General features: G+C 54.1%; 25 protein-coding genes. 13 read left to right on the plus strand and 12 right to left on the minus strand.

What is annotated here, in order from left to right:
• Positions 1–15: 15 nt before the first annotated feature.
• The 8 genes from INT84_RS21625 to pspA all read right to left on the minus strand — a co-directional run bounded on the left by INT84_RS21625 (position 16) and on the right by pspA (position 6,478).
• Complete coding sequence (locus INT84_RS21625) at positions 16–858, minus strand: carbohydrate ABC transporter permease (RefSeq protein ID WP_194208407.1); 843 nt, start codon at positions 856–858, stop codon at positions 16–18.
• Positions 845–1,726: a carbohydrate ABC transporter permease gene (locus tag INT84_RS21630; RefSeq protein WP_194208408.1), complete on the minus strand. Its 882-nt coding sequence runs from the start codon at positions 1,724–1,726 to the stop codon at positions 845–847. The genes INT84_RS21625 and INT84_RS21630 overlap by 14 nt, the downstream gene beginning before the upstream one ends.
• Positions 1,727–1,746: 20 nt before the next feature.
• A complete protein-coding gene (locus tag INT84_RS21635; protein ID WP_194208409.1) occupies positions 1,747–3,039 on the minus strand; it encodes an ABC transporter substrate-binding protein in 1,293 nt (430 codons plus the stop codon).
• 11 nt (positions 3,040–3,050) lie between these two features.
• Positions 3,051–4,763: a sugar phosphorylase gene (locus tag INT84_RS21640; protein WP_370529696.1), complete on the minus strand. Its 1,713-nt coding sequence runs from the start codon at positions 4,761–4,763 to the stop codon at positions 3,051–3,053.
• 157 nt (positions 4,764–4,920) lie between these two features.
• Positions 4,921–5,157, minus strand: coding sequence for a phage shock protein PspD (gene pspD / locus INT84_RS21645; protein ID WP_194208411.1), 237 nt, complete (start codon positions 5,155–5,157; stop codon positions 4,921–4,923).
• Between the two features lie 16 nt (positions 5,158–5,173).
• Complete coding sequence (pspC, locus tag INT84_RS21650; RefSeq protein ID WP_194208412.1) at positions 5,174–5,533, minus strand: envelope stress response membrane protein PspC; 360 nt, start codon at positions 5,531–5,533, stop codon at positions 5,174–5,176.
• On the minus strand, positions 5,533–5,757 hold the full coding sequence (gene pspB / locus INT84_RS21655; RefSeq protein WP_176918152.1) for an envelope stress response membrane protein PspB: 225 nt from the start codon (positions 5,755–5,757) through the stop codon (positions 5,533–5,535). Before pspB ends, pspC begins: the two co-directional genes overlap by 1 nt.
• Positions 5,758–5,809: 52 nt before the next feature.
• Positions 5,810–6,478: a phage shock protein PspA gene (pspA, locus tag INT84_RS21660; RefSeq protein WP_176918153.1), complete on the minus strand. Its 669-nt coding sequence runs from the start codon at positions 6,476–6,478 to the stop codon at positions 5,810–5,812.
• A 173-nt stretch (positions 6,479–6,651) separates the two neighbouring features.
• Here pspA and pspF point away from each other — a divergent pair, with 173 nt between their 5' ends.
• The 6 genes from pspF to sapF all read left to right on the plus strand — a co-directional run bounded on the left by pspF (position 6,652) and on the right by sapF (position 13,027).
• Positions 6,652–7,629 carry a phage shock protein operon transcriptional activator gene (pspF, locus tag INT84_RS21665; protein WP_194208413.1) on the plus strand — a complete coding sequence of 326 codons (978 nt, stop codon included), beginning with the start codon at positions 6,652–6,654 and terminating at the stop codon, positions 7,627–7,629.
• A 112-nt stretch (positions 7,630–7,741) separates the two neighbouring features.
• Positions 7,742–9,388, plus strand: coding sequence for an ABC transporter substrate-binding protein SapA (sapA, locus tag INT84_RS21670; protein WP_194208414.1), 1,647 nt, complete (start codon positions 7,742–7,744; stop codon positions 9,386–9,388).
• Positions 9,385–10,350, plus strand: a complete 966-nt coding sequence (gene sapB, locus INT84_RS21675) for a putrescine export ABC transporter permease SapB (RefSeq protein ID WP_194208415.1) — start codon at positions 9,385–9,387, stop codon at positions 10,348–10,350. Before sapA ends, sapB begins: the two co-directional genes overlap by 4 nt.
• Positions 10,337–11,227 (plus strand): putrescine export ABC transporter permease SapC, encoded by an 891-nt coding sequence (sapC, locus tag INT84_RS21680; RefSeq protein WP_176918157.1) that lies wholly within the window; start codon positions 10,337–10,339, stop codon positions 11,225–11,227. Before sapB ends, sapC begins: the two co-directional genes overlap by 14 nt.
• A complete protein-coding gene (sapD, locus tag INT84_RS21685) occupies positions 11,227–12,219 on the plus strand; it encodes a putrescine export ABC transporter ATP-binding protein SapD (protein WP_194208416.1) in 993 nt (330 codons plus the stop codon). The genes sapC and sapD overlap by 1 nt, the downstream gene beginning before the upstream one ends.
• A 1-nt stretch (position 12,220) precedes the next feature.
• Positions 12,221–13,027 carry a peptide ABC transporter ATP-binding protein SapF gene (gene sapF, locus INT84_RS21690; protein WP_176918159.1) on the plus strand — a complete coding sequence of 269 codons (807 nt, stop codon included), beginning with the start codon at positions 12,221–12,223 and terminating at the stop codon, positions 13,025–13,027.
• A 213-nt stretch (positions 13,028–13,240) separates the two neighbouring features.
• On the opposite strand, the gene INT84_RS21695 is transcribed toward sapF, so the two are convergent.
• Complete coding sequence (locus INT84_RS21695) at positions 13,241–15,349, minus strand: ADP-ribosylglycohydrolase family protein (protein WP_194208417.1); 2,109 nt, start codon at positions 15,347–15,349, stop codon at positions 13,241–13,243.
• Between the two features lie 318 nt (positions 15,350–15,667).
• On the opposite strand from INT84_RS21695, the gene fabI reads away from it, so the two are divergent.
• The 7 genes from fabI (at position 15,668) to osmB (ending at position 23,534) form a co-directional block, all read left to right on the plus strand.
• Positions 15,668–16,456: an enoyl-ACP reductase FabI gene (gene fabI, locus INT84_RS21700; RefSeq protein ID WP_103676525.1), complete on the plus strand. Its 789-nt coding sequence runs from the start codon at positions 15,668–15,670 to the stop codon at positions 16,454–16,456.
• Between the two features lie 184 nt (positions 16,457–16,640).
• Entirely contained in the window at positions 16,641–17,777 is a 1,137-nt protein-coding gene (locus INT84_RS21705; protein ID WP_194208418.1) for a CMD domain-containing protein, read from the plus strand.
• A gap of 99 nt (positions 17,778–17,876) precedes the next feature.
• On the plus strand, positions 17,877–19,811 hold the full coding sequence (locus INT84_RS21710) for an exoribonuclease II (RefSeq protein ID WP_194208419.1): 1,935 nt from the start codon (positions 17,877–17,879) through the stop codon (positions 19,809–19,811).
• 197 nt (positions 19,812–20,008) lie between these two features.
• A complete protein-coding gene (gene pdeR / locus INT84_RS21715; RefSeq protein ID WP_194208420.1) occupies positions 20,009–22,003 on the plus strand; it encodes a cyclic di-GMP phosphodiesterase in 1,995 nt (664 codons plus the stop codon).
• 75 nt (positions 22,004–22,078) lie between these two features.
• The gene (locus INT84_RS21720; protein ID WP_176918164.1) at positions 22,079–22,261 is read left to right on the plus strand and encodes a hypothetical protein; all 183 of its coding nucleotides are present in this window, start codon (positions 22,079–22,081) and stop codon (positions 22,259–22,261) included.
• Between the two features lie 50 nt (positions 22,262–22,311).
• Complete coding sequence (locus INT84_RS21725) at positions 22,312–23,061, plus strand: DNA-binding transcriptional regulator YciT (RefSeq protein ID WP_194208421.1); 750 nt, start codon at positions 22,312–22,314, stop codon at positions 23,059–23,061.
• A gap of 254 nt (positions 23,062–23,315) precedes the next feature.
• Complete coding sequence (gene osmB / locus INT84_RS21730; RefSeq protein WP_194208513.1) at positions 23,316–23,534, plus strand: osmotically-inducible lipoprotein OsmB; 219 nt, start codon at positions 23,316–23,318, stop codon at positions 23,532–23,534.
• A gap of 88 nt (positions 23,535–23,622) precedes the next feature.
• Here the strand turns inward: osmB and yciH are convergent, their stop codons facing one another.
• The 3 genes from yciH to lapB all read right to left on the minus strand — a co-directional run bounded on the left by yciH (position 23,623) and on the right by lapB (position 26,043).
• Complete coding sequence (gene yciH / locus INT84_RS21735) at positions 23,623–23,952, minus strand: stress response translation initiation inhibitor YciH (RefSeq protein WP_194208422.1); 330 nt, start codon at positions 23,950–23,952, stop codon at positions 23,623–23,625.
• Positions 23,952–24,689 carry an orotidine-5'-phosphate decarboxylase gene (gene pyrF, locus INT84_RS21740; protein WP_194208423.1) on the minus strand — a complete coding sequence of 246 codons (738 nt, stop codon included), beginning with the start codon at positions 24,687–24,689 and terminating at the stop codon, positions 23,952–23,954. Before pyrF ends, yciH begins: the two co-directional genes overlap by 1 nt.
• Before the next feature lie 184 nt (positions 24,690–24,873).
• Entirely contained in the window at positions 24,874–26,043 is a 1,170-nt protein-coding gene (lapB, locus tag INT84_RS21745) for a lipopolysaccharide assembly protein LapB (protein WP_194208424.1), read from the minus strand.
• Between the last annotated feature and the right edge of the window lies 1 nt (position 26,044).

The following is a 26,044-nucleotide window of genomic DNA, read 5'->3' on the forward strand; positions in this document are numbered from 1 at the left end:
ATTAAACAGGCCGCCTTAGCCTTTAACGCCACCAGCGGTCAAACCACTCTTAATAAAACGTTCGGAAAGCGCGTACATGATCACGACCGGCAGTGCGGTGACCAGCGATGCCGCCATCATTCGTCCCCAGATATAGTCCGGCGTACTGAATAGCGTGTTCAGGCCGACCGGCAACGTAAAGTTGCTGGAACTGGAGAGGAAAATGGACGCGAAAAGATAGTCGTTCCACGCCACCATGAAGCAGTACACAAACACCGATACCAGACCAGAAATCGCCAGCGGTACGGTAATACGGAAGATAATCTGCAAGCGGTTCAGGCCGTCCATCATCGCCGCTTCTTCGATCTCATCCGGGATGGTGTCGAAGTAGCTTTTCAGCATAAAGACCGCCGTTGGCAGCGTCTGCGTCACCATAGTGATGATCAGTGCCATTTCGGTGTCATAAATCCCGAGCGCGGTGATGATTTTGAACAGCGGCACCACCAGCAGGATCCCCGAGAACATGTACACCGTATAAAAGCTGGCGTTGATGGTCATCCGTCCTTTGAAACGCAGACGGGATAGCGCATAGGCTCCCAGCGTGCCAAGGAAAACGGCAATGACGGAGGATGCGACCGACACCACCATGCTGTTACGGAAGTAGTCCACAAACGGGAAAATCAGCGGGTTAAAAATGTCGACATAGTGCTCCAGCGTCCAGTGCTGCGGTAACAGCGTCGGACTCAGGGAGATCGCCTCTTTTGCACCTTTAAACGAGGTCATCAGCATCACGAAAAACGGAAACAGCGTGATGATAAGAAAGACCGCCAGTCCGATGTAAAAGCCAATACGGCTCAGCGTGCGTTTATTTGTTGCCATTGAGATTCACCCGCTTCCTGGTAAGCAATATGACCGCAAAGATAATGACGAACAGCACGACGGAGATCGCCGCTGCCTTGCCAAGATCGTTAAAGGCAAATGCCGTTTTGTAGAGATAAACACCGAGGATGTCGACTTTGGTCGTCAGCAGATACACATCGGCAAACATGTAGAACATCCAGATGGTACGCAACGTCACCACCGTCGCCAGCACCGGCATAATGGCCGGGAGGGTGACGATCATAAACCGCTGCCAGGCGCTCGCGCCGTCCATCTCCGCCGCTTCATACAGCGACTTGTCGATGGTCTGTAAAATCGCCAGGAACGAGATAAAGGCGTACGGGAAATAACGCCAGATGGCGAACAGCACCACCAGCACAAAGCTGCTGCCGGGGTTGTCAAACCACAGTGGTGCCTGATCGTAGAGATGCAGCAAATCGACGCCGAGGTAGTTCACAATGCCGTAGCCGTTGTTGAACATATATTTCCAGGCGAAAACCAGCGAAATTGACGGCGTCACGTAGGATAAAATCACCAGCGAGCGCGCGGTTTTACGCAGGCGAAATTCGCGATTAAAGAAAATCGCTACGCCCAGCCCCAGCGCCGTACTGCCAATAACGACCAGCGCGGTATACCAGACGGTCATCCACAGCGAGTGCCAGAATCCCGGATCGCCGAGAATGCGGATGTAGTTATCCAGCCCGACAAAGGTGGAGCTGATACGCGGGTTCAGCGGCAAACGTAAAAAACTGATTTCTATATTGGATATCATCGGCCAGGCTACCAGGCCGCCCAGCAATAATAAGCTGGGGGCCAGTAGCAGCATGGCAAAAGGCATATCCGAACGGCCCGAAAACAACCTTTTCATACTACTTTCCATTTTCGCCATTAACGTTGTTTTACCAGGTCATCCAGCTTCGCCTGGCTTTCCGTCAGGGTTTGCTGCAAATCTTTTTGCCCTACGGTCACGTTATGCACGAGGGAGCTGACGACGCCCGACCCGGTAACATCGCCCATGCGGGTAAAGTTTTTGTCGCCCACCGCGCCAAAGACCTGCATATGCGGGTACTGCGCGATCAGTTCATTCGGCAGTGTGCCAAAGGCTTTAATGACCTCGTTATCTTTCCATTGCGGCGTATTGACGATGGTTTTAGTCGCCGGGAATGCCGCGCCGGGAGACATCATGACCCAGTCGGCGGCGTTATCCGCTTTCTCCATAAAGGCGACAAATTTCTCGGCGGCGGCGGTTTCGTCCTCAGTCTGGCCGTTACTGATGGTCAGCGAGGTGATCGTGCCGTACACGGCTGCGGATTTTTCGGTCGGCACCATGAAACCGAGGTTTGCAGGTTCGCCCTCTTTGAATATCGCCGGGATGATGTAGGTGGAGTACATTGCCATCGGCGCGGAGCCGTTCATGAAGGCGTCTTTGATCTCCATGACGTCGTTTGAACCCGGCATGGTGGTCGCAGCCAGGTCACGATAAAACGCCAGTGACTGCGCCATTTCTGGGGTGTTAAGGGTGATGTTGCCGCTGGCGTCAAACACGTTGGCCTGATTAGACAGGGCAAACTGTGAGAATGCCTGTTCTGTCATTACGCTTTCGGCGGTAGGTAGCGCGATACCGTATTTTTTCTGTGCCGGATCGCTAAGTTTTTGCGCCGCGGCCAGCAGGTCCTGCCAGTTATGAGGCTCAGCAATGCCCGCCTTCGCCAGTGCATCTTTCTTATGCCACACGCCCTGTAGCCAGGCGCTAATCGGCACGCCGGTCCAGGCGGTGCCGTCTTCGGTGCGGACAATACGCAGAACGCCGTCATAGAACTGATCTTCACCCACCGCTTTAATGGCTTCGCCAATGGCTTTGCGGTCGATCAACTGCTCTTTATCCATCACTTTGGCATAGTCATGGCTGGTTTCGATCACTTCCGGCAGCGATCCGGAACGTGCAAGGGTGATAATTTTAGTGTTATACGCGTCTTCTTCTACCGGAACCTGTTTAACGGTGATATCCGGGTTCTCTTTCTCGAAGCGTTCAATCAGTTTGGTAATAACGGCCTGGCGTTCCTGCTCAACAGAAGAATGCATAAATTCAATGGCCACTTTATGCTTATTATTATCATCGCAACCTGAAATGAGCGTACAGGAAATCAGCGCTGCTAACAGCGCTATTTTTGATTTATTCATAAGACGTTCCTTTATTGTTTTTTGATCCAGGTAACCTGCCACGGGCGCAGTGTTACCGACGTATCCATAACGGCATGTTTATTAATTAAATCAAAACCACCCTGTACGTTTGCATCGACATGCTGTTCTTTATCACTAATATTAAACAGAGCAGTAATTTCTTCCCCATCATTAGCCGTACGGGTAATTAGCAGTACGCTGGGATTGAGCGTCTGAATAGTAAACTGGCTATCCGGGTGAAATGCTTTATGCTGACGGCGAAGCACAATCAGTTGAGAAAGGATATGGTAAGCCCTGCTGCGCAGCGAGCCAGACGCAGATAATTGCTGCTCTATTTCAGCTGCGTCATATTTCTGGCGATTAATAGCGCGGTTATAGCCCAGTTTTTCTACGCCCGCATAGTCGTTACGTGACCCCATAATACTCTGGATATATACCGCCGGTACGCCAGGGAAGGTCAGTAAAATCGCGTGCGCCAGCGTAAAGCGGGCCAGGCGCTCATCGTCGCTGTCATCCTGACGACTCAGCGCGTCCATATAGGTCACGTTGATTTCGTAAGGGCTGCGGCTGCCATCCGGGTTATTTTTCCAGTTAACCAGCGCACCTTGCTGCTGAAGTTTGTCGACCAGTTGCAGAATGTCATCTTCCGGCAAAATCCCGCGTAGCGGATTCAGGCCAACCCCGTCGTGAGAGGCCAGGAAGTTGAACCAGGTCGTTTTATCAGAAGGCAGCGTCAGGCTCTGCGCCCAGCGACACAGCGCGGTAGCATCCTGACTGTGTACCGAGTGTAATACCAGCGGCGGCAAAGAGAACTGATAAACCATATGCGCTTCATCACTGCCATTGCCGAGATAAGAAATATTGTCTTTATGCGGCACATTGGTTTCAGTGATGATCACCGTTCCCGGCGCAACAGCATCGGCGATAGCGCGGAATAGTTTGATGAGCAGGTGCGTTTTTTCAAGATGAATGCAGCTGGTGCCCGGCGTTTTCCACATAAAGCCAACCGCATCAAGACGGATATAGTCCGCGCCCTGCAACAGATAATGCAGCAGCACGTCCACCATCGCCAGCAGCACTTCCGGGCAGGCGTAATTGAGATCGATCTGGTCTTCGCTGAAGGTGGTCCACAGGTGACGTACCGAGCCATCGCTCAGGGTAAAAGGCGTCAGCAGTGGCAGTGCGCGAGGGCGCGTTACCGCGGATAAATCCGTCTCAGGATCCATCTCAATAAAGAAATTCTCGAAACCCGGTTTTTGCTGTAAATAGTTATTAAACCATTCACTTTTTGCCGACATATGATTGCAGACAAAATCAAACATTAATTTTGTTTGTCTTTTTAATTCCGCGATATCATTCCAGTCCCCACTTTCCGGGGCAACTCGATGATAGTCAATCACGGAGAAACCGTCGTCTGATGACCACGGGCAGAAGGGTAATAGATGAACGTGCGAGAAAACGGACTTAAACCATTTCTGGTAAAATTGATTAAATATTGCCAACGGTTTTTGTTCAGCGTGATGAAACTGATCGGCATAGGTGATTAACACCACATCACTTTCATCCCATCCCTGCTTACGCTGTTGAGTAATTAATGATTTACTGCGGTCAATGGCGGTAAATAACGCTTCACGATGTGCCGCTGAAAATGCATCGGCGTAAACATCGTTCAGCAACTGATTAATTTTTTCCTTCATTTCACTTTTCCATGGTAGCGGTCCCACGGAAGGGGAGACTACTACTGTGAAAATTAGCTGTCAATGCGGAGCATGAGCCATACGAGGCTAAAAAAAGATTTTTACCACAGTAATTTTGTAATTTGTGAGCTGCCGCAAATTCAGAGAGGAATATGTGAAAGGGTTGTTACGGTGACCGGAAGGGTCACCGTGGGGTTTGACGCTTTGCGTAACGGCGGGAGACTTTTTTTGCGGCGTGGTTCAGCAACGGCTCAAGCGCCACTGCCAGCAGCATTTTTAACGGACGGCGGGCAACCGATTTAATCGCCCACCCCGCCACGCCTGCCGGACCGTAGCGCAGCGCGGTGAGCAGCACCAGCTTGCCGGCGATCTTTAGGCCGGGTTTAACGCGGGTGCTGGCTTTCTGCCACTTACTGTTCATGTCAGGCTCCTGTTCATTAAAGCTGACGGAATCGACTGCGAAGTGAGAAGGTATCCGAGGTCACATAGCGTTCCATTTCGCGCAGACGCTTTTCGCCATCCGCCAGTTCACGGTCCACCACTGCCAGTAATTCGCTACTGGATGGGGTCCGCTCACCGTTAATCTCCCCTTCTGGCATTGGATCCAGCATGAAAGCCATAATGATATAGGCCACCACCACAAAGAAGAATAGCCCAAAAACCATCGCTAATACGGTGATCAGGCGGACCAGCTTCACCGGCACATCAAAGTAGTGCGCGATCCCGGCGCAGACGCCCTTCACCATGCCCTGCTGGGGAAGTCGCCACAGCTTTTTATTCAGATCGATGACGGCCATTAGCGATTCCTCCACTCAGGATGTTCTGCATCAAGGATAGCTTCCAGCGCCTGAATACGCTCCCGCATCCGTTGGGCTTCATCGTTAAGCTGGAGCAGTTGCTGCTGCTCATTCGCTGATAACGCACCGTTGCGCGAACGGTTGTTATAATGCAGCCACAGCCAGACAGGCAGAATAAATAAAATGAACAGGGTCAACGGTATGGCAAGAAAAAGCGTGCTCATGTGTACTCCTTACAGATATTGAGCGGCGGTGCGCTCGGGCACCGCCAAATAATTATTGATTATCCTGCTTCATTCTGGCTTTCAGTGCCGCCAGTTGCTCGCTAATTTCATCGTCGGCTTGCAGATCGGCAAACTGCTGATCCAGCGTTCTCTGTTTACCAAAGCCATGACTTTCCGCTTCGGCTTCCATGTGATCAATACGGCGTTCGAAAGATTCAAAACGGGCCATCGCTTCATCAATTTTACCGCTGTCCAGTTGACGGCGCACGTCGCGTGATGAACTTGCGGCCTGATGACGCAGCGTTAATGCCTGCTGGCGCGCACGGGTCTCGCTCAGTTTATTTTCCAGCTCGCCAATCTCTTTTTTCATGCGGGCCAGGGTTTCATCAACCAGCGTGCTCTCATCTTCCAGGGTAGCAATCAGATCGGTCAGCTTTTGCTTCTCAATCAGCGCGGCACGAGCCAGATCGTCTTTATCTTTACGCAGCGCCAGTTCCGCTTTTTCCTGCCATTCTGCCTGCTGAGCCGTCGCTTGTTCAATGCGGCGGGTGAGTTGCTTTTTCTCTGCCAGCGAGCGAGCGGAGGTGGAGCGGACTTCAACCAGCGTGTCTTCCATTTCCTGAATCATCAGGCGCACCAGTTTCTGCGGATCTTCCGCCTTTTCCAGCAGCGAGTTGATGTTGGCGTTCACGATGTCGGCGAAACGAGAAAAAATACCCATAATTGGATCCTCATAATAGTGTTCATTATATCGGGCGGTGCCCTGCTGAATAGCTATCTGCAATCGGCGTGCCATCTTTTTATGTTATTGTTTTATCAGCGCTTGATTGATTTATCATCGATACACAGATACAGTTAACTGGTGAATCACACTAACTTATGGTGAATTTCATCATGGCTGAATATAAAGACAACCTGCTGGGCGAAGCGAACAGCTTTATTGAGGTGCTGGAACAGGTCTCGCGGCTGGCAACGCTGACGAAACCGGTGCTCATTATTGGCGAACGCGGTACGGGAAAAGAGCTGATCGCCAGTCGCCTGCACTTTCTCTCCTCCCGCTGGCAGGGCCCTTTTGTCTCGCTCAATTGCGCGGCGCTTAACGAAAATCTGCTCGACTCCGAGCTTTTTGGCCATGAAGCCGGTGCGTTTACCGGGGCGCAAAAGCGCCATCCGGGGCGTTTTGAACGCGCCGATGGCGGCACTCTTTTTCTGGATGAGCTGGCAACCGCGCCAATGCTGGTGCAGGAGAAACTGCTGCGCGTCATTGAGTATGGCGAGCTGGAACGCGTGGGCGGCAGTCAACCACTCCAGGTGAATGTCCGGCTGGTCTGTGCGACGAATGCGGATCTGCCCGCCATGGTTGACGAAGGTACGTTCCGCGCCGACCTGCTCGACCGGCTGGCTTTTGACGTGGTGCAGCTTCCACCGCTGCGCGAGCGGCAAAGCGATATCATGCTGATGGCCGATCATTTCGCAATCCAGATGTGCCGCGAAATCGGCCTGCCGCTGTTTCCGGGTTTTACCGAACGCGCCAGCCAGACGCTACAGGACTATCGCTGGCCGGGGAATATTCGTGAGCTGAAAAATGTGGTGGAGCGCTCAGTGTACCGTCACGGCACCAGCGACGAGCCGTTAGATGAGATTATTATCGATCCCTTTGCTCGCGCCCTGCCGCCGCCGTCTGCTTCGCAAAGCCAGGCAGATGCCCTTCCCGATCTGCCGCTGGATTTACGTCAGTATCAACAGCAACAAGAGCGCGCGCTACTGGAAAAAAGCCTGCAACAAGGCCGGTTCAATCAAAAACGCGCGGCCGAACTGTTGGGGCTGACCTATCACCAGCTACGGGCATTGCTCAAAAAACATCAAATTTAGCCCCGGAAAAGGCAAAACTGGCGAGATTTACAGCGTTTGTCCGCAGACATTTTTACGCAGCCGACATAAGTGCGATACACTTTGCAGATCGAATCTGAAAACCCTGAAAATTATGCGCCTGGTTTTGTCATCTTTGGTCGCCGCAGTCGGCCTGTTTTACGGCCTGGCTCATGCCGCCCCTGTGCCACCGGCTTCGCCTGTTTCCGATATCCGCGATAGCGGTTTTGTCTATTGCGTCAACGGACAGGTGAGCACCTTTAACCCGCAAAAAGCGGGGAGCGGCCTGATTGTCGATACGCTGGCCGATCAGCTGTACGATCGCCTGCTGGAGGTCGATCCCTATACCTATCGTCTGGTGCCTGAACTGGCTGAACGCTGGGAAGTGCTGGATAACGGCGCAACCTACCGCTTTTATCTGCGCAGCGGCGTCGCTTTTCAGAGTACCGCGTGGTTTAAACCGACCCGCCCGTTAAACGCCGACGATGTGGTATTTACCTTCCAGCGCATCTTCAACCGCCATCATCCGTGGCACAACGTTAACGGCAGCAGCTTCCCCTATTTCGACAGCCTTCAGTTTGCCGATACGGTGGAAAGCGTGCGCAAGCTGGATAATCGCACCGTCGAGTTTCGTCTGACCCGGCCAGACGCCTCGTTTCTCTGGCATCTGGCAACCCATTACGCCTCAATCATGTCGGCGGAATATGCCGCCGCGTTAACCAAAACCGATCGTCAGGAGCAGCTGGATCGCCAGCCGATCGGTACGGGGCCTTATCAGCTCAGCGAATATCGCTCTGGGCAATATATCCGCTTGCAGCGCCATCCCCATTTCTGGCGCGGTCAACCGCTAATGCCGCAGGTGGTGGTCGATCTTGGCTCCGGCGGCACGGGCCGTCTCTCGCGGCTGTTAACCGGCGAATGTGATGTGCTGGCCTGGCCCGCCGCCAGCCAATTGTCCATTTTGCGCGACGATCCGCGCCTGCGGCTGACGCTGCGCCCGGGGATGAACATCGCCTATCTGGCCTTTAATACTAATAAAGCGCCGCTGAATAATCCGGCGGTCCGTCATGCGCTGGCGCTGGCCATTAATAACGAACGATTGATGCAGTCGATTTATTACGGTACGGCGGAAACCGCGGCGTCCATTCTGCCGCGTGCCTCGTGGGCTTATGACAACGAAGCAAAAATCACCGAATACAATCCTGGCAAAGCCCGTGCGCAGCTTAAAGCGCTGGGGATTGAAAACCTGTCGCTTCAGCTTTGGGTGCCCACCTCATCTCAGGCCTGGAACCCCAGCCCGCTGAAAATGGCAGAACTCATCCAGGCAGACATGGCGCATATCGGCGTAAAGGTCAATATCATGCCGGTTGAGGGGCGTTTCCAGGAGGCGCGGTTGATGGACATGAACCACGATTTGACGCTGGCAGGCTGGGCGACCGACAGTAACGATCCGGACAGTTTTTTCCGTCCGCTGCTGAGCTGCGCCGCCATTAGTTCTCAAACCAACTATGCCCACTGGTGCAATCGCCAGTTCGACAACGTGCTGCTTAAAGCGCTGTCTTCGCAGCAGCTGGCGTCACGCATTGATGCCTATGATGAAGCGCAGCGTATCCTCGCCAGCGAACTCCCGGTGCTGCCGCTGGCTTCATCGCTACGCTTGCAGGCGTATCGCTATGATATGAAAGGGTTAGTGCTCAGCCCGTTTGGCAACGCCTCTTTTGCAGGCGTCTCGCGCGAGAAAGAAGAGGAGCAGAAACCATGATTATTTTTACATTGCGCCGACTGCTACTGTTACTGGTTACGCTGTTTTTATTGACGTTTATCGGCTTCAGTCTGAGCTACTTTACCCCGCACGCGCCGCTTCAGGGCGCGTCGCTGTGGAACGCCTGGGTTTTCTGGTTTAACGGTGTTTTGCACTGGGATTTCGGCGTCTCCAGTATTAATGGTCAGTTAATCTCCGAGCAGTTAAAAGAGGTGTTTCCGGCCACTATGGAGCTGTGTATCCTCGCCTTCACGTTTGCGCTGCTGATCGGCATTCCGGTGGGAATGCTGGCCGGGATCACCCGCAACAAATGGCAGGACAATATCATTAGCGCGCTGGCGCTGATTGGCTTTTCCATTCCGGTGTTCTGGCTGGCACTGCTGCTGACGCTTTTTTTCTCGCTGACCCTCGGTTGGCTGCCGGTCTCGGGTCGCTTTGATCTGCTCTATGAAGTGAAAAACGTCACCGGTTTCGCCATTATTGATGCGTGGCTTTCCGATTCTCCGTGGCGGCATGAAATGGTGATCAGCGCCCTGCGCCATATGGTGTTGCCGGTGCTGACGCTGGCGGTCGCGCCGACCACGGAAGTCATTCGATTGATGCGCATCAGCACCATTGAGGTCTTTGATCAGAACTACATTAAAGCGGCGGCCACGCGTGGGGTATCGCGACGGACTATCCTCTGGCGGCATGTGCTGCATAACGCGCTGCCGCCGGTGATCCCCCGTCTCGGGTTGCAATTCTCTACCATGCTGACGCTGGCGATGATCACTGAAGTGGTATTTAGCTGGCCGGGACTGGGCCGCTGGCTGATCAATGCTATCCGGCAGCAGGATTATGCGGCGATCTCAGCGGGTGTGATGGTGATTGGCGCACTGGTCATTATTGTTAACATGATTTCTGATATTTTGGGTGCTATGGCTAACCCTCTGAAACATAAGGAATGGTATGCCTTACGATAGCGTCTACAGCGAAAAACGCTCGCCGGGCACGCTGCGCAACGCGTGGCGCAAATTTTACGGCGATACCACCGCCATGATCGGCCTTTACGGCTGCGGCGCGCTGCTGTTGCTGTGTTTATTCGGCGGCTGGTTCGCGCCCTACGGGATTAATCAGCAGTTTTTGGGCTATCAACTGCTGCCGCCGTCCTGGTCGCGCTATGGTGAAGTGTCTTTCTTTCTTGGCACCGATGACTTAGGACGTGATGTGCTGAGCCGTCTGCTCAGCGGCGCAACGCCCACCGTTGGCGGCGCGTTCCTGGTGACGCTGGCGGCGACGCTGTGCGGGCTGGTGCTCGGTGTTGTGGCGGGTTCCACCCACGGCCTGCGCTCCGCGACGTTAAATCATATCCTTGATACATTGCTGTCTATTCCTTCGCTGCTGCTGGCCATTATCGTGGTGGCGTTTGCCGGCCCGCACCTGTCCCATGCGATGTTCGCCGTCTGGCTGGCCCTGCTGCCGCGGATGGTGCGCTCGGTCTACAGCATGGTGCACGATGAGCTGGAAAAAGAGTACGTGGTGGCCGCCCGTCTGGATGGGGCGACGACCCTGAATATTTTGTGGTTTGCGGTGCTACCTAACATCACCGCCGGAATGGTCACGGAGATCACCCGCGCCCTGTCAATGGCGATTCTGGATATTGCCGCGCTGGGCTTTCTCGACCTCGGCGCGCAGCTTCCCTCCCCGGAATGGGGCGCAATGCTGGGCGATGCGCTGGAGTTGATTTACGTTGCGCCGTGGACGGTCATGCTGCCGGGGGCAGCGATTATGGTCAGCGTGCTGCTGATCAACCTGCTGGGCGACGGCCTGCGCCGGGCGATTAACGCGGGGGTGGAATAATGCCGTTACTGGATATCCGCAATCTGACCATTGAGTTCAAAACCAGCGAAGGCTGGGTAAAGGCGGTCGATCGCGTCAGTATGACCCTTGCCGAGGGGGAGATCCGCGGGTTGGTGGGTGAATCAGGCTCCGGCAAAAGTCTGATTGCCAAAGCCATTTGCGGCGTCGCCAAAGATAACTGGCGGATCACCGCCGACCGTATGCGTTTTGATGATATCGACCTGCTACGCCTTTCCGTGCGCGAACGGCGCAAGCTGGTGGGCCATAATGTGTCGATGATTTTTCAGGAGCCGCAATCCTGTCTCGATCCCTCTGAGCGCATCGGCACTCAGCTTATGCAAAATATCCCCCGCTGGACCTTTAAAGGCCGCTGGTGGTGGCGTTTTGGCTGGCGCAAGCAACGCGCCATTGAGTTGCTTCATCGGGTGGGGATTAAAGATCACAAAGACGTGCTGCGCAGTTTTCCGTATCAGCTTACTGATGGTGAATGTCAGAAGGTAATGATTGCCATCGCGCTGGCAAATCAGCCGCGCCTGCTGATTGCCGATGAACCCACCAACGCGATGGAGCCTACCACCCAGGCGCAAATTTTCCGCCTGTTGAGCCGGTTGAATCAAAATAACAACACCACCATTCTGTTAATCAGCCACGACCTGCAAATGTTGAGTAAATGGGCTGACAGAATTAACGTGATGTACTGCGGACAGACGGTAGAAACCGCACCCAGTGAAGAGTTGATCGCCACGCCGCATCATCCGTATACCCAGGCGCTGATCCGCGCCATCCCGGATTTTGGCAGCGCGATGCCGCATAAAAGCCGCCTGAACACCATGCCCGGTGCGATCCCGCTGCTGGAGCATTTGCCCATTGGCTGTCGTCTGGGGCCACGTTGCCCTTATGCGCAGCGTAAGTGTATTGAAACGCCTCGTCTGACAGGGGCTAAAAACCATCTATACGCCTGTCATTTCCCGCTGAATATGGAGAAGGAGTGAGATGGTGGAGACCCTGCTGGAAGTTCGTAATCTGAGTAAAACGTTCCGCTACCGTACCGGCTGGTTTCACCGCCAGACGGTAGATGCGGTTAAGCCGCTCAGTTTCACCCTGCGTGAAAAGCAGACGCTGGCGATTATTGGCGAAAACGGTTCCGGTAAATCGACGCTGGCGAAAATGCTGGCTGGCATGATTGAACCGACCACCGGTGAACTGTTAATTGATGATTATCCGCTGCACTATGGCGATTACTCTTTTCGCAGCCAGCGTATCCGGATGATTTTTCAGGACCCCTCGACCTCGCTCAACCCGCGCCAGCGCATCTCGCAGATCCTCGATTTTCCGCTGCGCCTGAACACCGATTTGCAACCGGAAGAACGGCGCAAACGCATCATCGAAACCATGCGCATGGTGGGCCTGCTTCCCGATCACGTCAGCTACTACCCGCATATGCTGGCACCGGGGCAAAAACAGCGTCTGGGACTGGCGCGGGCGCTGATCCTGCGCCCACAGGTGATTATCGCCGATGAAGCGCTGGCCTCGCTGGATATGTCAATGCGCTCGCAGTTGATTAATCTGATGCTGGAATTGCAGGAAAAACAGGGGATTGCTTATATTTACGTTACCCAGCATTTAGGGATGATGAAGCATATCAGCGATCAGGTGCTGGTGATGCACCAGGGGGAAGTGGTGGAGCGCGGCAGCACCGCCGATGTTCTCGCTGCTCCGCTGCATGATTTAACCAAACGGCTCATCGCCGGGCATTTTGGCGAAGCATTAACCGCCGATGCGTGGCGCAAAGATAAGTGATGGTTGCGTGTGGCCTGATGGGACGTTAAGAACGGCGCTGGCTAAAGCGCGCGTGATGCCGGGAGGCGGCTTCGCCTTGCCCGGCCTACAATAACACCGGCTCTGGTTTCACAATAGATCACAGGCCCGGTAAGCGCAGCGCCACCGGGCAGGTTAACGTGAGGCGATAAGCTTAACGCGTTAAACCCTGGAGCCACGCTTTACGGCTTTTGCTCACGCAACCGGAGCGATCTGTATTGCGGCGGTAGACAGCGCACCGGCACAGATCAGCAGCCCCACGGCACCGTCGGCGAGGCGTTGCGTCGAGGCATCCTCGGCACGCAGGGTTATACCGTCCACCGTGGCGGTAATGACAGGTCCCTCAATGACCACCTCGAAGGCGATATCCCGCTCATAGACGTCTTTCAGTCCCTGCTCCGCCAGCACCGTCACGCTATCGTCGCGGACGCGAATAAGCTGGATTTTTTCCTCCCGCGTTATCCGCAGCGCATAATAGCGTCGCATCCCCTGAATGCGGAACGCCAGTCCACCATAGTCGCCAAGATGCAGCGTAATCTGGCTTTGCACCCGGTAATCGCTCCACTGCCGGGTTCCGTGGCTGACGATCCCTTCACCGTACTCTTTTGAAATGCGGAAACGGGACGGATAATGACGGGAGATCAAATCCACACCGTTCACCCACGACCGCCACCAGAAATCACTTTCACCTTCGGGTTTGGTCAGCGTTAGCGTTGGTGTGCCGTCCCAGCGCAGGAAGTCGACCAGTACCCGACCGCTGACACTCCCGTCAACGGCGGCAAGCGAAACGCCCACGTCGCCAATCGGCTGGCCATGATTATCAGGAATAATCATACTCAGCGTAACGTCACTGCCGGGCTGTAACCTCTGCGCTTCACCGTAGCAGGTTTGTAGCTGGCTGTTTTCGTCATAAACCCGATAGCACAGGCGCACGGCGACAGCCCCGGTATTATCCTCCGGCATCAGCACCCTGGCCTGTAAATGCTGCCCCGAATAAATAAGCGGCGTAGCCATCAACTCGTAAGAGTGCATCTCAACGATTTCCGGCGGGGCGAAGGTTTGGGTGGTCACGCAGCTTTGCCGATCGGTAGCCAGATTCGCGTAGCGCAGGCTTAAATAGTGTTTCCCGGCGTATTGCTCGTTACTGACCCCGACAGAGGCTCTGCTCTCCTCCGCCAGCCAGCGGAAACCCTGCACGCTGCCGGGAAGCGAGAAATGATACTGTGCTCCCTGTTTCAGCGCAGCGGGCGGCTCCTGCCCGGCGATTTTATGGCCGAGAGCGACAAGATAATCCGTCACCCGCACGGCGTTATTGATGGAGAACCCACCGTCGGCGGAGGAGATTAGCATCCGGTCTGCCAGCGGTCCGCGCCAGTCCGGCCCGGCGTCGATGCCCTGTAACCCGAGCATAATGCCCGACAGACAGCCGACGTTACCCGCATTGCAATCCGTGTCCCAGCCGGAGGTGTTGATAATCATCTGCGCCTGCTGAAAATCATGCGGCGCGTAGAGTATCGCCATAATCATAATGGCGTGATTAGGGATCACATGGCAGTTGCTGGGGTATTTTTGATAGCCGTACTGATCTTCAATACGCTGGCGGGTACGGTGCCAGTCGTTATCTTCTTTGCGCCAGCGGCAGACATCGGCAATCACCCGGGCAATGTCGCAATCCGCAGGAATAACCGACAGCCCGGTTGCGATAAGCTGCTCAATATCCTGACAAATAAACGCCTGCGCCTCCATGGCTGCCCACAGCATCGCGGCATACACGGACTCGCCGTCGTGGCTGACGCTGGCAGCCTTTTGCGCCAGCGAGGCGGCCAGTAACGGTTGTCCCGGCGCGACCAGCGCCCAGCCATCGATGAAAATTTGCGCACCGATTTGCTCGGCGATGGTTTTACCGTTGGTGGCGATGGCTCCGCTCAGCGGCGCAGGAATGCCATTTTTGAGATTCAGCCAGGCGGTATGCTCCGTGGAATTACCATGGCCGCCCCACCAGAGAATAGTGCGTTTATCAATAATGTAATTCAGCCAGCACTGGCCCAACTGCTCTGCGGTGAGGTCTGGCGGTAAGGCGTAGTCTTCCAGCGCACGAATAAAGGTAAAAGTACCGGCCACGTCGTCGTCAGTCACCACCAGCGGACGGTTAAACTGGTCATGAACATAATAATTAATCGGCCCCAGCTCCTGCATAATCCGCTGGTAAGTCCAGCCTTCGAAGGGGCGTCCCAGATAAACGCCGATTAACTTCCCCAATACGCCGGCATAGACGCGCTGATAATAATCTGTTGGTAATGGCATAATCCCTGTCTCGTTGTGTTGTCCATTTCAGGCGTGCAATAGTACTGAGTGGACGGGAACTAAAATTAGAGACAGATCACATTACGCCATCAATCAAATGTCCGGATCTGTTAGCCTGAACACCGTTCTCTCTACTCCGGAGAACCTGACGCCAGCCGGAAATAAGTGACACCGTCACTGCTCTATCCACTGCCTCGCCTATAGCCTCCTCTGATGGAGTAGCTTATAATGGCCGTTTGTGGTTTCGTACCGCTTATTTAAGCAACAAACCGCCTGACCTCAGGCAAAGTAAGCACCAATCAAATAAGGACTTAAGCTATGGGTTTTCTTACCGGTAAGCGCATTCTGATCACTGGCGTCGCCAGTAAACTTTCCATTGCCTACGGTATCGCACAGGCTATGCATCGTGAAGGGGCTGAACTGGCGTTCACCTACCAGAACGATAAACTGAAAGGCCGCGTGGAAGGTTTTGCCGCTGAACTGGGCTCCAGCATTGTGCTGCCGTGTGACGTAGCTGAAGATGAGAGCATTAACGCGCTGTTCAGCGAGCTGGCGAAAAGCTGGCCGAAATTCGACGGTTTTGTTCACTCCATCGGTTTTGCGCCGGGCGACCAGCTGGACGGCGACTATGTGAATGCCGTGACCCGTGAAGGCTTCAAAATTGCCCACGACATCAGTGCCTACAGCTTTGTGGCGCTGGCGAAAGCCTGCCGCGAAATGCTGAACCCGGATTCTGCCCTGCTGACCCTGTCTTATCTGGGCGCAGAACGTGCGATCCCTAACTACAACGTGATGGGTCTGGCCAAAGCGTCTCTGGAAGCCAACGTGCGCTATATGGCAAACGCGATGGGTCCGGAAGGCGTGCGCGTTAACGCCATCTCTGCTGGTCCAATCCGTACTCTGGCGGCATCAGGCATCAAAGATTTCCGTAAGATGCTGGCACACTGCGAAGCGGTTACGCCGATTCGCCGTACCGTGACCATTGAAGACGTGGGTAACTCCGCCGCGTTCCTGTGCTCTAACCTCTCCGCCGGTATCTCCGGTGAAGTGGTTCACGTTGACGGTGGTTTCAGCATCGCCGCCATGAACGAACTGGAACTGAAATAAGTTCTTTGCCCTCTTCGCCCCGTGCGGAGGGGGTTTCCTCCTTCTATATTCCGATCCGCTATTAAATATCACCCTTCATTCTTTTATCCCATTACGCGCTTAAGCCAGGATATCCAGGTTAAAACGATCCGTTGCATAGCGTCTGCATTCGCGCGGGTCGCCACCTTCAGATCAAGGAAAGCCCATGGAGCAACGCCGCGTTTCCGGCAAAAGCCACTGGTATCATGAGACTCAGTCCAGTACCTGTCCGGCAGATGTTCTGCCGTTAGTCCCTGAAGCCGCTCACGTTGAGGACCGCTTCCTGCTTGAGCTTACGCTTCCCGCGTCGCTTCTTGCCGCCTGTGAAACCTGGCTCGCCCCGGCCAGAGAGCTGACAACGTTACTTTTCCCCGATACCGTGGCGGTCACGCGTCTGCAAACGTTCAGCGCCTACGATCGGCTGAGCACCGCCTTAACCGTCGCGCAGGTATATGGCGTACAGCGGCTGTGCAATCACTATGCCGCGCGACTGGCCCCGTTACCCGGCCCTGACTCTTCCCGTGAAAGTAATCACCGCCTGGCGCAGATCACCCAGTATGCTCGTCAACTTGCCAGTTCGCCGTCAGTGATCACCCCGCAGGCCAGAGCGCAGCTTGAAGATGTCGGACTGACCACTCACGATATCGTGCTGATCAATCAAATCAGCGGATTTATCGGTTTTCAGGCGCGCGTGCTCTCTACCTTCCAGGCGCTACTCGGCCACCCGGTGCGCTGGATCCCCGGCATCCCGGTGCAGGAAGATGCGCTGGCGACGCGTTTTGCCGATCCGCATGCGCAGTGGCTCCCCGCTATTGGGGGTATCGAACCCCACCACGCCAGCGCAGAACAGACTGCGACGCTGAACAAATGGCAGACGCTGCCGCCGCTGGAGGGACTGGTTCCCCTGCTGGTGTATGATTGTCGCACGCTCGATGCGACGGCGAGGCTCATCAAGGCCCTGCCAGCGGGTCCTTTTACCGGGCTGGCCGCGCTGATTACGGCCCGCATCAATGGCAGCGTAAGTTGTTTCAACACCTGGCGCAGCGCCGTCGACGGCACGACAGAGCCCCCTTTCGAGGATGAGAAAGCGTTAGCATCCTGGAGTCAACACCGCCCCACCGAGCAGGCTATCATTCAGGCCGTTCAGTTACTGACCCGCGCGCCAGACCGCTTTAGTGCCGCCCAGTTTACGCCGCTTATCGAACATGGCTTCTCCGTCGAGGATGCGGTTAACCTGCTTGCATGGAGCGGTTTGTGCGGCTGGCTGAATCGGCTAAGGATCGCGCTGGGCGAAACCGCTTAACCCGACATTGTCCAGGGGAAAGGGGCAAACAGCGCTTGCTGGAAGGGTCAGATTCGCGTAAAACTGTCAGCCGCTCTTAGGCCACGAAAATACACCATTATGCTTCAGGATAACCCGCTGCTCGCGCAGCTTAAACAGCAACTACATTCCCAGACCCCGCGTGCCGAAGGGGTCGTTAAAGCCACGGAAAAGGGCTTTGGCTTCCTCGAAGTCGATGCGCAAAAAAGCTACTTTATTCCGCCGCCGCAGATGAAAAAAGTGATGCACGGCGACCGTGTTATTGCCGTTATTCATAGCGAAAAAGATCGTGAAAGCGCGGAGCCGGAAGAGCTTGTTGAGCCTTTTCTGACCCGCTTCGTCGGCAAAGTTCAGAAGAAGGATGACCGTCTTTCTATCGTTCCCGATCATCCTTTGCTGAAAGACGCGATCCCGTGTCGCGCGGAACGCGGCGTGGAGCACGACTTTCAGAATGGCGACTGGGCCGTGGCCGAGATGCGCCGCCATCCGCTTAAGGGCGACCGCAGTTTCTATGCCGAACTGACGCAGTTTATTACCTTTGGCGACGATCATTTCGTCCCGTGGTGGGTCACCCTGGCACGGCATAATCTGGAAAAAGAAGCGCCGGAAGGGAATGCGACTGAAATAATGGACGAAGGTCTTGAGCGTCGTGACTTAACCGCGCTGGACTTCGTGACCATTGACAGTGCCAGCACCGAAGATATGGACGATGCGCTGTATGCGGAAGCGCTGGCTGATGGCAAGCTGCAATTAACCGTCGCGATTGCCGATCCGACGGCCTGGATCGCTGAAGGCAGTAAACTGGATGAAGCCGCTAAAGTGCGCGCTTTTACTAACTATCTGCCGGGCTTTAATATCCCGATGCTGCCGCGTGAATTGTCGGATAATCTCTGCTCCCTGCGTCCACACGAAGTTCGTCCGGTGCTGGCCTGCCGGATGACCGTTGATGCAGAAGGCGCGATTGAAGATGAGATCGAATTCTTCGCAGCGACCATTGAGTCAAAAGCAAAGCTGGCCTACGACAACGTCTCCGACTGGCTGGAGAATAACGGCAGCTGGCAGCCGCCGAGTGAACGTATTGCCGGGCAAATTACGCTGTTAAACCAAATTTGCCTGAAACGCGGCGAATGGCGTCACAACCATGCGCTCGTGTTTAAAGATCGTCCGGATTATCGCTTTGTGCTGGGCGAGAAAGGTGAAGTGCTGGATATCGTGGCCGAGCCTCGCCGTATTGCCAACCGCATTGTTGAAGAGTCGATGATTGCCGCCAACATCTGCGCCGCCCGCGTGCTGCGTGATAAGCTCGGTTTTGGCATCTATAACGTCCATACTGGTTTTGATCCGGCGAACGGCGAGCAGCTTGCTGCCCTGCTGAAAACGCACGGTATGCATGTGGATACCGAAGAAGTCCTGACTCTGGAAGGCTTCTGCAAGCTGCGTCGCGAGCTGGATGCCCAGCCGACCGGCTTCCTCGACAGCCGTATTCGTCGCTTCCAGTCCTACGCGGAAATCAGCGTCGAGCCCGGTCCCCATTTTGGTCTCGGTCTTGATGCCTACGCGACGTGGACCTCGCCGATCCGTAAGTATGGCGATATGATTAACCATCGCCTGCTGAAAGCGGTAATCAAAGGAGCGTCGGTTGAACGCCCGCAAGCGGATGTCACCGTGCAGATGGCGGAACGCCGTCGCCTGAACCGGATGGCAGAACGCGATGTCGGCGACTGGCTGTATGCCCGCTTCCTGAAGGATAACGCTGGCACAGATACTCGCTTTGCCGCAGAGATCATTGATATCAGCCGTGGCGGTATGCGCGTGCGTCTGGTGGATAATGGCGCGGTCGCTTTTATCCCGGCACCGTTCCTGCACGCCGTGCGCGACGAACTGGTTTGCAGCCAGGAAAACGGCACCGTGCAGATCAAAGGTGAAGTGGTCTTCAAAGTCACCGAGGTGATTGACGTGACCATCGCTGAAGTTCGCCTGGAAACCCGCAGCGTTATCGCGCGTCCAGCCGCCTGATTACTGTTAGCGTCATAAAACGGCTTTCCGTGAACACGGGAAGCCGTTTTTATATTCACCGCACTAATGCGATGCCCCTACCATTTCTCTAAAATTTCCGCCAAAAACAATAAAAGCGTTCACACTGAAAGAGACGACACGCAACGTGCCGGGCATAAATACGCTTATTTAAAACATATTTATTGTGCGGAGAGGGTATGAAAAACGAGCCTGAGCATAATCTGCTGTCCCGGTTAACAGGAAGTCCCAGCCCGCACTGGCGATTTAAAGCGCACAGTAACACCCTTCATCTGACGGCGCATGAAAGCGCTTCTCTCACTCAGGTTATTACCCTTTCCTCCGAGCAGGCGGCGCGAATACGTGAACTCAGCGTGATTACCTCCAGCCTTAAGATCACGCTCACTATCTATAATTGTGAGACGCCGATTCATCTGGTTGGTCGCAAAGTCAGCGCTGACGAATGGGCAGGCACATCCTCAGCATGGAATGACACCTCCTCCGTCGCGCGCGATCTGGCGCAGAGTCTTTCCTTTGCGGAACAGGTGGTTTTTGAAGCGAACTCGGTTATTGTTATCCTTGACCGCCACGGCAATATTCAGCGTTTTAATCGCCTCAGCGAAGAATATGCCGGTAAGAAAGAACATGAAGTCATAGGACAAAGCATCTTCAATCTTTTTATGACGCCGGGCGAGGCGAATGCGTCCAGAGAGTATATTAACGACTTTTTTAATAACGGCAGTTCTTATGAGGTAGAGCGCTGGATCAACACCCGTAAAGGTCAGCGTCTGTTTCTGTTTCGTAATAAGTTCGTCCACAGCGGTAGCGGTAAAAATGAAATTTTTCTTATCTGTTCCGGCACCGATATTACCGAAGAGCGGCGTGCTCAGGAGCATTTGCGGGTACTGGCCAATACCGACAGCGTGACCGGATTACCAAATCGCAACGCCATTCAGGCACTGATTGCCGACGCCATCGAACTGCGTGGTGATACGCAGGTGGGTATTGTTTATCTGGATCTCGATAACTTCAAAAAAATAAACGATGCCTACGGCCATATGTTTGGCGACCGGCGGCTCCAGGCCGTGTCGCTGGCTATTTTAAGCTGCCTGGAGGAGGATCAGCTGCTGGCACGACTGGGTGGCGATGAATTTATCGTTCTGGCCACCAATACGTCACAGGGCGCGCTGGAAGCCATGTCATCGCGTATCCTGCAACAGCTTCAGCAGCCCTTTCGTATCGGCCTGATTGAAGTTTATACCCGTTGTTCACTGGGCATTGCGATTGCGCCGCAGCACGGTGAGGATCGTGAGAGCGTTATTCGCAATGCGGATACCGCCATGTATACCGCGAAAGAGAATGGCCGGGGCAAATTCTGCGTGTTCGCCCCGGAAATGAATCAGCGGGTGTTCGAATATTTGTGGCTGGATACTAACCTGCGCAAGGCGCTGGAGAACTTACAGCTGCATATTCATTATCAGCCCAAAATTGACTGGGATGGTGAGGTGCATAGTCTGGAAGCGCTGGTCCGCTGGCAATCGCCTGAGCGCGGATTGATCCCGCCGCAGGAGTTTATTGCCTATGCCGAAGAATCTGGTCTTATCGTGCCCCTCGGACGCTGGGTGATGCTGGAGGTGGTACGCCAGGTCGCGGCCTGGCGTGACAAAGGCATTCATCTGCGTGTCGCGGTCAACGTTTCGGCTCGCCAGCTGGCGGATCAGTCGATTTTTAGCGATCTTATTCAGGCGCTAAAAGAGTTCCATTTTGACGACTGCCCGATTGATGTCGAACTGACCGAAAGCTGCCTGATTGAAAACGCCGAGCAGGCGCATTCGGTCATTCAGCAATTCAGCCAGTTAGGGGCGCAAATCCATCTCGATGATTTTGGGACAGGCTATTCGTCCCTGTCTAAGCTGGCGCATTTCCCCATTAATGCCATCAAGCTGGATCAAAGTTTCGTTCGCGATGTGCATAAACAGGCGGTGTCGCAATCGCTGGTCAGGGCCATTATTGCTTTCGCCCAGGCGCTCCAGCTGCGGGTTATTGCTGAAGGCGTGGAAACAAAAAAAGAGGATATTTTCCTCACCCGAAATGGCGTAAACGAAAGACAGGGGTTCTTATTTGCCAGACCAATGCCAGCGGATGCGTTTGAAAAATGGTATCAGGAGTATCAAACAAGAGTTATCCATTCATAGAAGATTTTTTTGCTTTTCTTTTATCATCAATTTTTGCATCATTGAATTTATTCACTTTTTGATAAAGGTTACGACATGGCCGAGCTTAACCCGCACAATGTGGCACAACGTATTGATACCGTGCTCGATATCCTGGTTGCTGGCGATTACCACTCTGCTATCCATAACTTAGAAATACTTAAAGCCGAGCTTCTGGAACTGTCAAATCGCGAACAGCCTGGTGAACAAGGCGCACCAAAATCACCCTGGGAAATTTAGCATCAGGCTAATTATGCTGGTTACATAACAAGGGACGTGACGTTACGACTATGAATTCCCGACAACACAATATTATTCAAATGGTGACCGATAAGGGGCGAATGAGCGTTTCTGAACTCGCAAAAACCCTTAACGTCTCGGAAGTGACTATTCGTCATGATTTGACATTACTCGAAAAGCAGAGTTATTTGCGCCGACAACACGGTGCCGCTGTCCCGCTTGATAATGATAATGTCGAAACGCGGATGCTCAGTAATTTCTCCCAGAAACACGATATTGCCGAGTTTGCTTCGACGCTGGTTGCGCCCGGTGAGACGGTATTTATTGAAAACGGAAGCTGCAATGCCTTATTGGCGCGTATTCTGGCCGAGACCAAAGCAACGACCATTGTCACGGTCAGTAGCTATATTGCGCATTTGCTGAAAGACAGTCCCGGCGAAGTCATCCTTCTTGGCGGAATTTATCAAAAGACCAGTGAAAGCATGGTTGGCCCTCTCACGCGTTTCTATGCGCAGAACGTCCACTTTCACAAAGCGTTTATCGGTATTGACGGCTGGCATCCAGATACGGGTTTTACCGGCCGCGATATGATGCGGGCAGACGTGGTGAACGCGGTGCTGGAGAAAGGCGGTGAGACGATCGTGCTTTCTGATAGTTCAAAGTTTGGTGCCGTCCATCCCTATCCATTAGGCCCGGCCACGCCTGTTCACCGACTGGTGACTGACGCCGGCCTGAGCGAAGAAATGCGCCTTCAGTTAGTCCAGTCTGGTCTGCACGTCGATATCGTTAATCCTGCCTGACTGCATACAGCCTGCCTCATGGCGGGCTGTATGCCTTTCTCTGAGATTTATCCTGGTTACTAATTAAGAGTTTTTACCTGTCTGATCAAAGGGAAACACCTAAAATTAGCTTAACGAAACGACAGGCCAGAACGATCACCTGCGTGATTTTTTCCACCTGCACAACAATACTCATGGACGGCCCCAATATTATGGCTAGCAGCTATAATAAAAGGGAAATTCTTCCATGAATCAATTATTCAGGAGAAGGTATGATGAACTTAACGAGTAAAAAAATGGCCGCTGTGGTTCTGGCTGTCACTGTAGCAATATCTCTGAGCGCATGTTCTAACTGGTCTAAACGCGATCGAAATACGGCACTAGGGGCCGGTGCAGGTGCTATCGGTGGTGCGGTGCTCTCTGACGGTAGCGCGCTGGGCACGCTGGGCGGCGCGGCAGTCGGTGGTGTTATCGGTCACCAGGTCAGTAAATAATATCCCCGATTTATTCTGCGTTATTTTATCGCGAATAACGCACCTTATATACGAACCACGGCTTTTACGCCGTGGTTCGAGCGTTTGATTACCCGCCTGCCAGTTTAACTTTCATTCCTTTAGCTTCGAGAAGCGATTTAATCAGATCTCGCTTATCACCCTGAATTTCAATTACGCCGTCTTTCAGCGCGCCGCCACAGCCGCATTTTTTCTTTAACTCGGCGGCCAGTTTATTAAGCGTTGCGTCATCTGCGTCAATACCCGTAATTAAGCACACGCCTTTGCCTTTGCGTCCGCTGGTCTGGCGCTGGATGCGCACGATACCATCCCCTTTGGGCCGCTCCGGTATTACAGCAGGCTCATTGATAGGGCCAGTTTCTGTAGAATAGACCAGCCGGGAGTTAGACGAATCGTTCATTATGCCTCCGTACGCAACGATGCATTGATGGTGCGTAATGTGAGTAAAGGATCGGCTGACTGCGTAACCGGACGACCAATTACCATATAATCCACGCCCGCGGCCTGCGCCTGCTCCGGCGTCATAATTCGGCGCTGATCGCCTGCGTCGCTACCCAGCGGGCGGATGCCTGGCGTGATTAATTTAAACGCGCTGCCCAATTCCTGCTTAAAGCGCACCGCTTCCTGCGCCGAGCAGACTACGCCATCCAGGCCACATTGCTGCGTCAGATGGGCAAGTTTCGCGGCGTAATCAGTCGGTGACAACGTCACGCCTAAATCAGCCAGATCGCTGCTCTCCATACTGGTCAATACCGTCACAGCAATAAGCAATGGCGCATCATTACCGAACGGTAGCAGCGCTTCACGCGCCGCATTCATCATCCGCGCCCCGCCGGTCGCGTGTACGTTGACCATCCAGACCCCAAGATCGGCTGCCGCCGCGACGGCCCGGGCGGTGGTATTAGGAATATCGTGGAATTTCAGGTCCAGAAAGACCTCAAAGCCACGCTGCTGAAGGTCGCGGACCAGTTGAGGGCCAAAGCGGGTAAACATCTCCTTCCCCACTTTAAGGCGGCAATCCTGAGGATCGATACGGTCAACAAATGCCAGCGCATTGTCACGGTTATCATAGTCGAGTGCCACCACCACGGGAGAATATGTGGAGGAGCGTGAAGAGGATGAAGCTGTAGACGTCATGACCGAACCTTCCTGATGATGGCGCGTGAGAGGCGCAAAAAAGGTAAACGGCGAGCATTCTACCTGCGACGGCGCAAAATGAACAGGCTGCATTTCTTGCTGCCAGGCGATGTCGGCACGGAGGTGGAAATCAGGAGGATAACGCAGCAGTAGTATGTTGTAACTAAAGAGGTGTTTTTTTTAATTATTGCCCGTCAAGCCCGCGAATAGGTTTAACCGTCGACCAGGCACGGCAGGACGGACAGTGCCAGTAAAGCGTATAGGCCGTAAAACCGCATTTCTGACAGCGGAAACGCGGCTTACTGCGTATCTGCTCGCCGACCATGTCGCGCAGCACCATCAGGCTCTCTTTAGCCCGGCCCTCTTCCGCTTCATTAAGGTGGTAGTCCATCAGCTTATGAAAAACACGCATTGTCGGGTGTTGCTGTAGATGACGCGTCACATAAACCTGCGCACTCTCCTGCCCCTCGCGCTGCTCAACGATATCGGCCAGCATCAGTTCTGCTGTCGCGCCGACGTTCTCTTCTACGCAGCGATGTAAAAATGCAGCCCACTCATCATGATTGCCGAGCTGCTGATAGCAGGTTTGCAGCATCTCCAGCGTTTCGCTAACCAGTTCTTTATCCTGATTAATGACCCGCAGCAGGCTTTCAACCGCCTTTGCATATTCGCCTTTAGCCATGAATACGCGTCCCATCATGATGGAAATGCGGGCGCTATTACGATCGGCCGACGCGCCTTTTTTCAGCAACGTCATCGCTTTGTCCATGTCGTCATTGCCCATTTGCTGAAGCGCAAGCTCGCAGTAAAAATGGGCAATTTCGCCACGATGTTTTTCTTTACCCAGCTTCACCAGACGCTCGGCAACGTCGATGGCTTTTTGCCAGTCACTCGTCGCCTGCGCGATTTGCAGCAGTTGTTGCAGTGCGCTGATGCGAAAATCGGTTTCATCGACCAGCTGACTGAACATATCCTCGGCGCGATCGTACATCCCCGCCGCCATGTAATCGCGGCCAAGTTGCTGTACCGCCAGCAGACGCTGATCGTAAGTCAGCGAGGCGCTTTCCATTAAGGTCTGGTGAATACGGATGGCGCGATCCACCTCGCCGCGGGAGCGAAACAGGTTCCCAAGGGTGAGATGGGCCTCGACGGTGCCGGTATCCTCTTTTAACATATCGAGGAACAGATCCACCGCCTTATCCTGTTGGTTGCTTAACAGGAAGTTAACCCCGGTCACGTAGTCACGTGACAGGCGATTCGCGTCGTCCTGTTTGGACTGTTGTGCACTTCTGCGCCCCATGTACCACCCATAGGCAGCCGCAACGGGTAAAAGCAGAAACAACAACTCCAGCATA

Origin of the sequence: Superficieibacter sp. 1612_C1, from assembly GCF_015234305.1 — a bacterium.
Classification (GTDB): Bacteria; Pseudomonadota; Gammaproteobacteria; order Enterobacterales; family Enterobacteriaceae; genus Superficieibacter.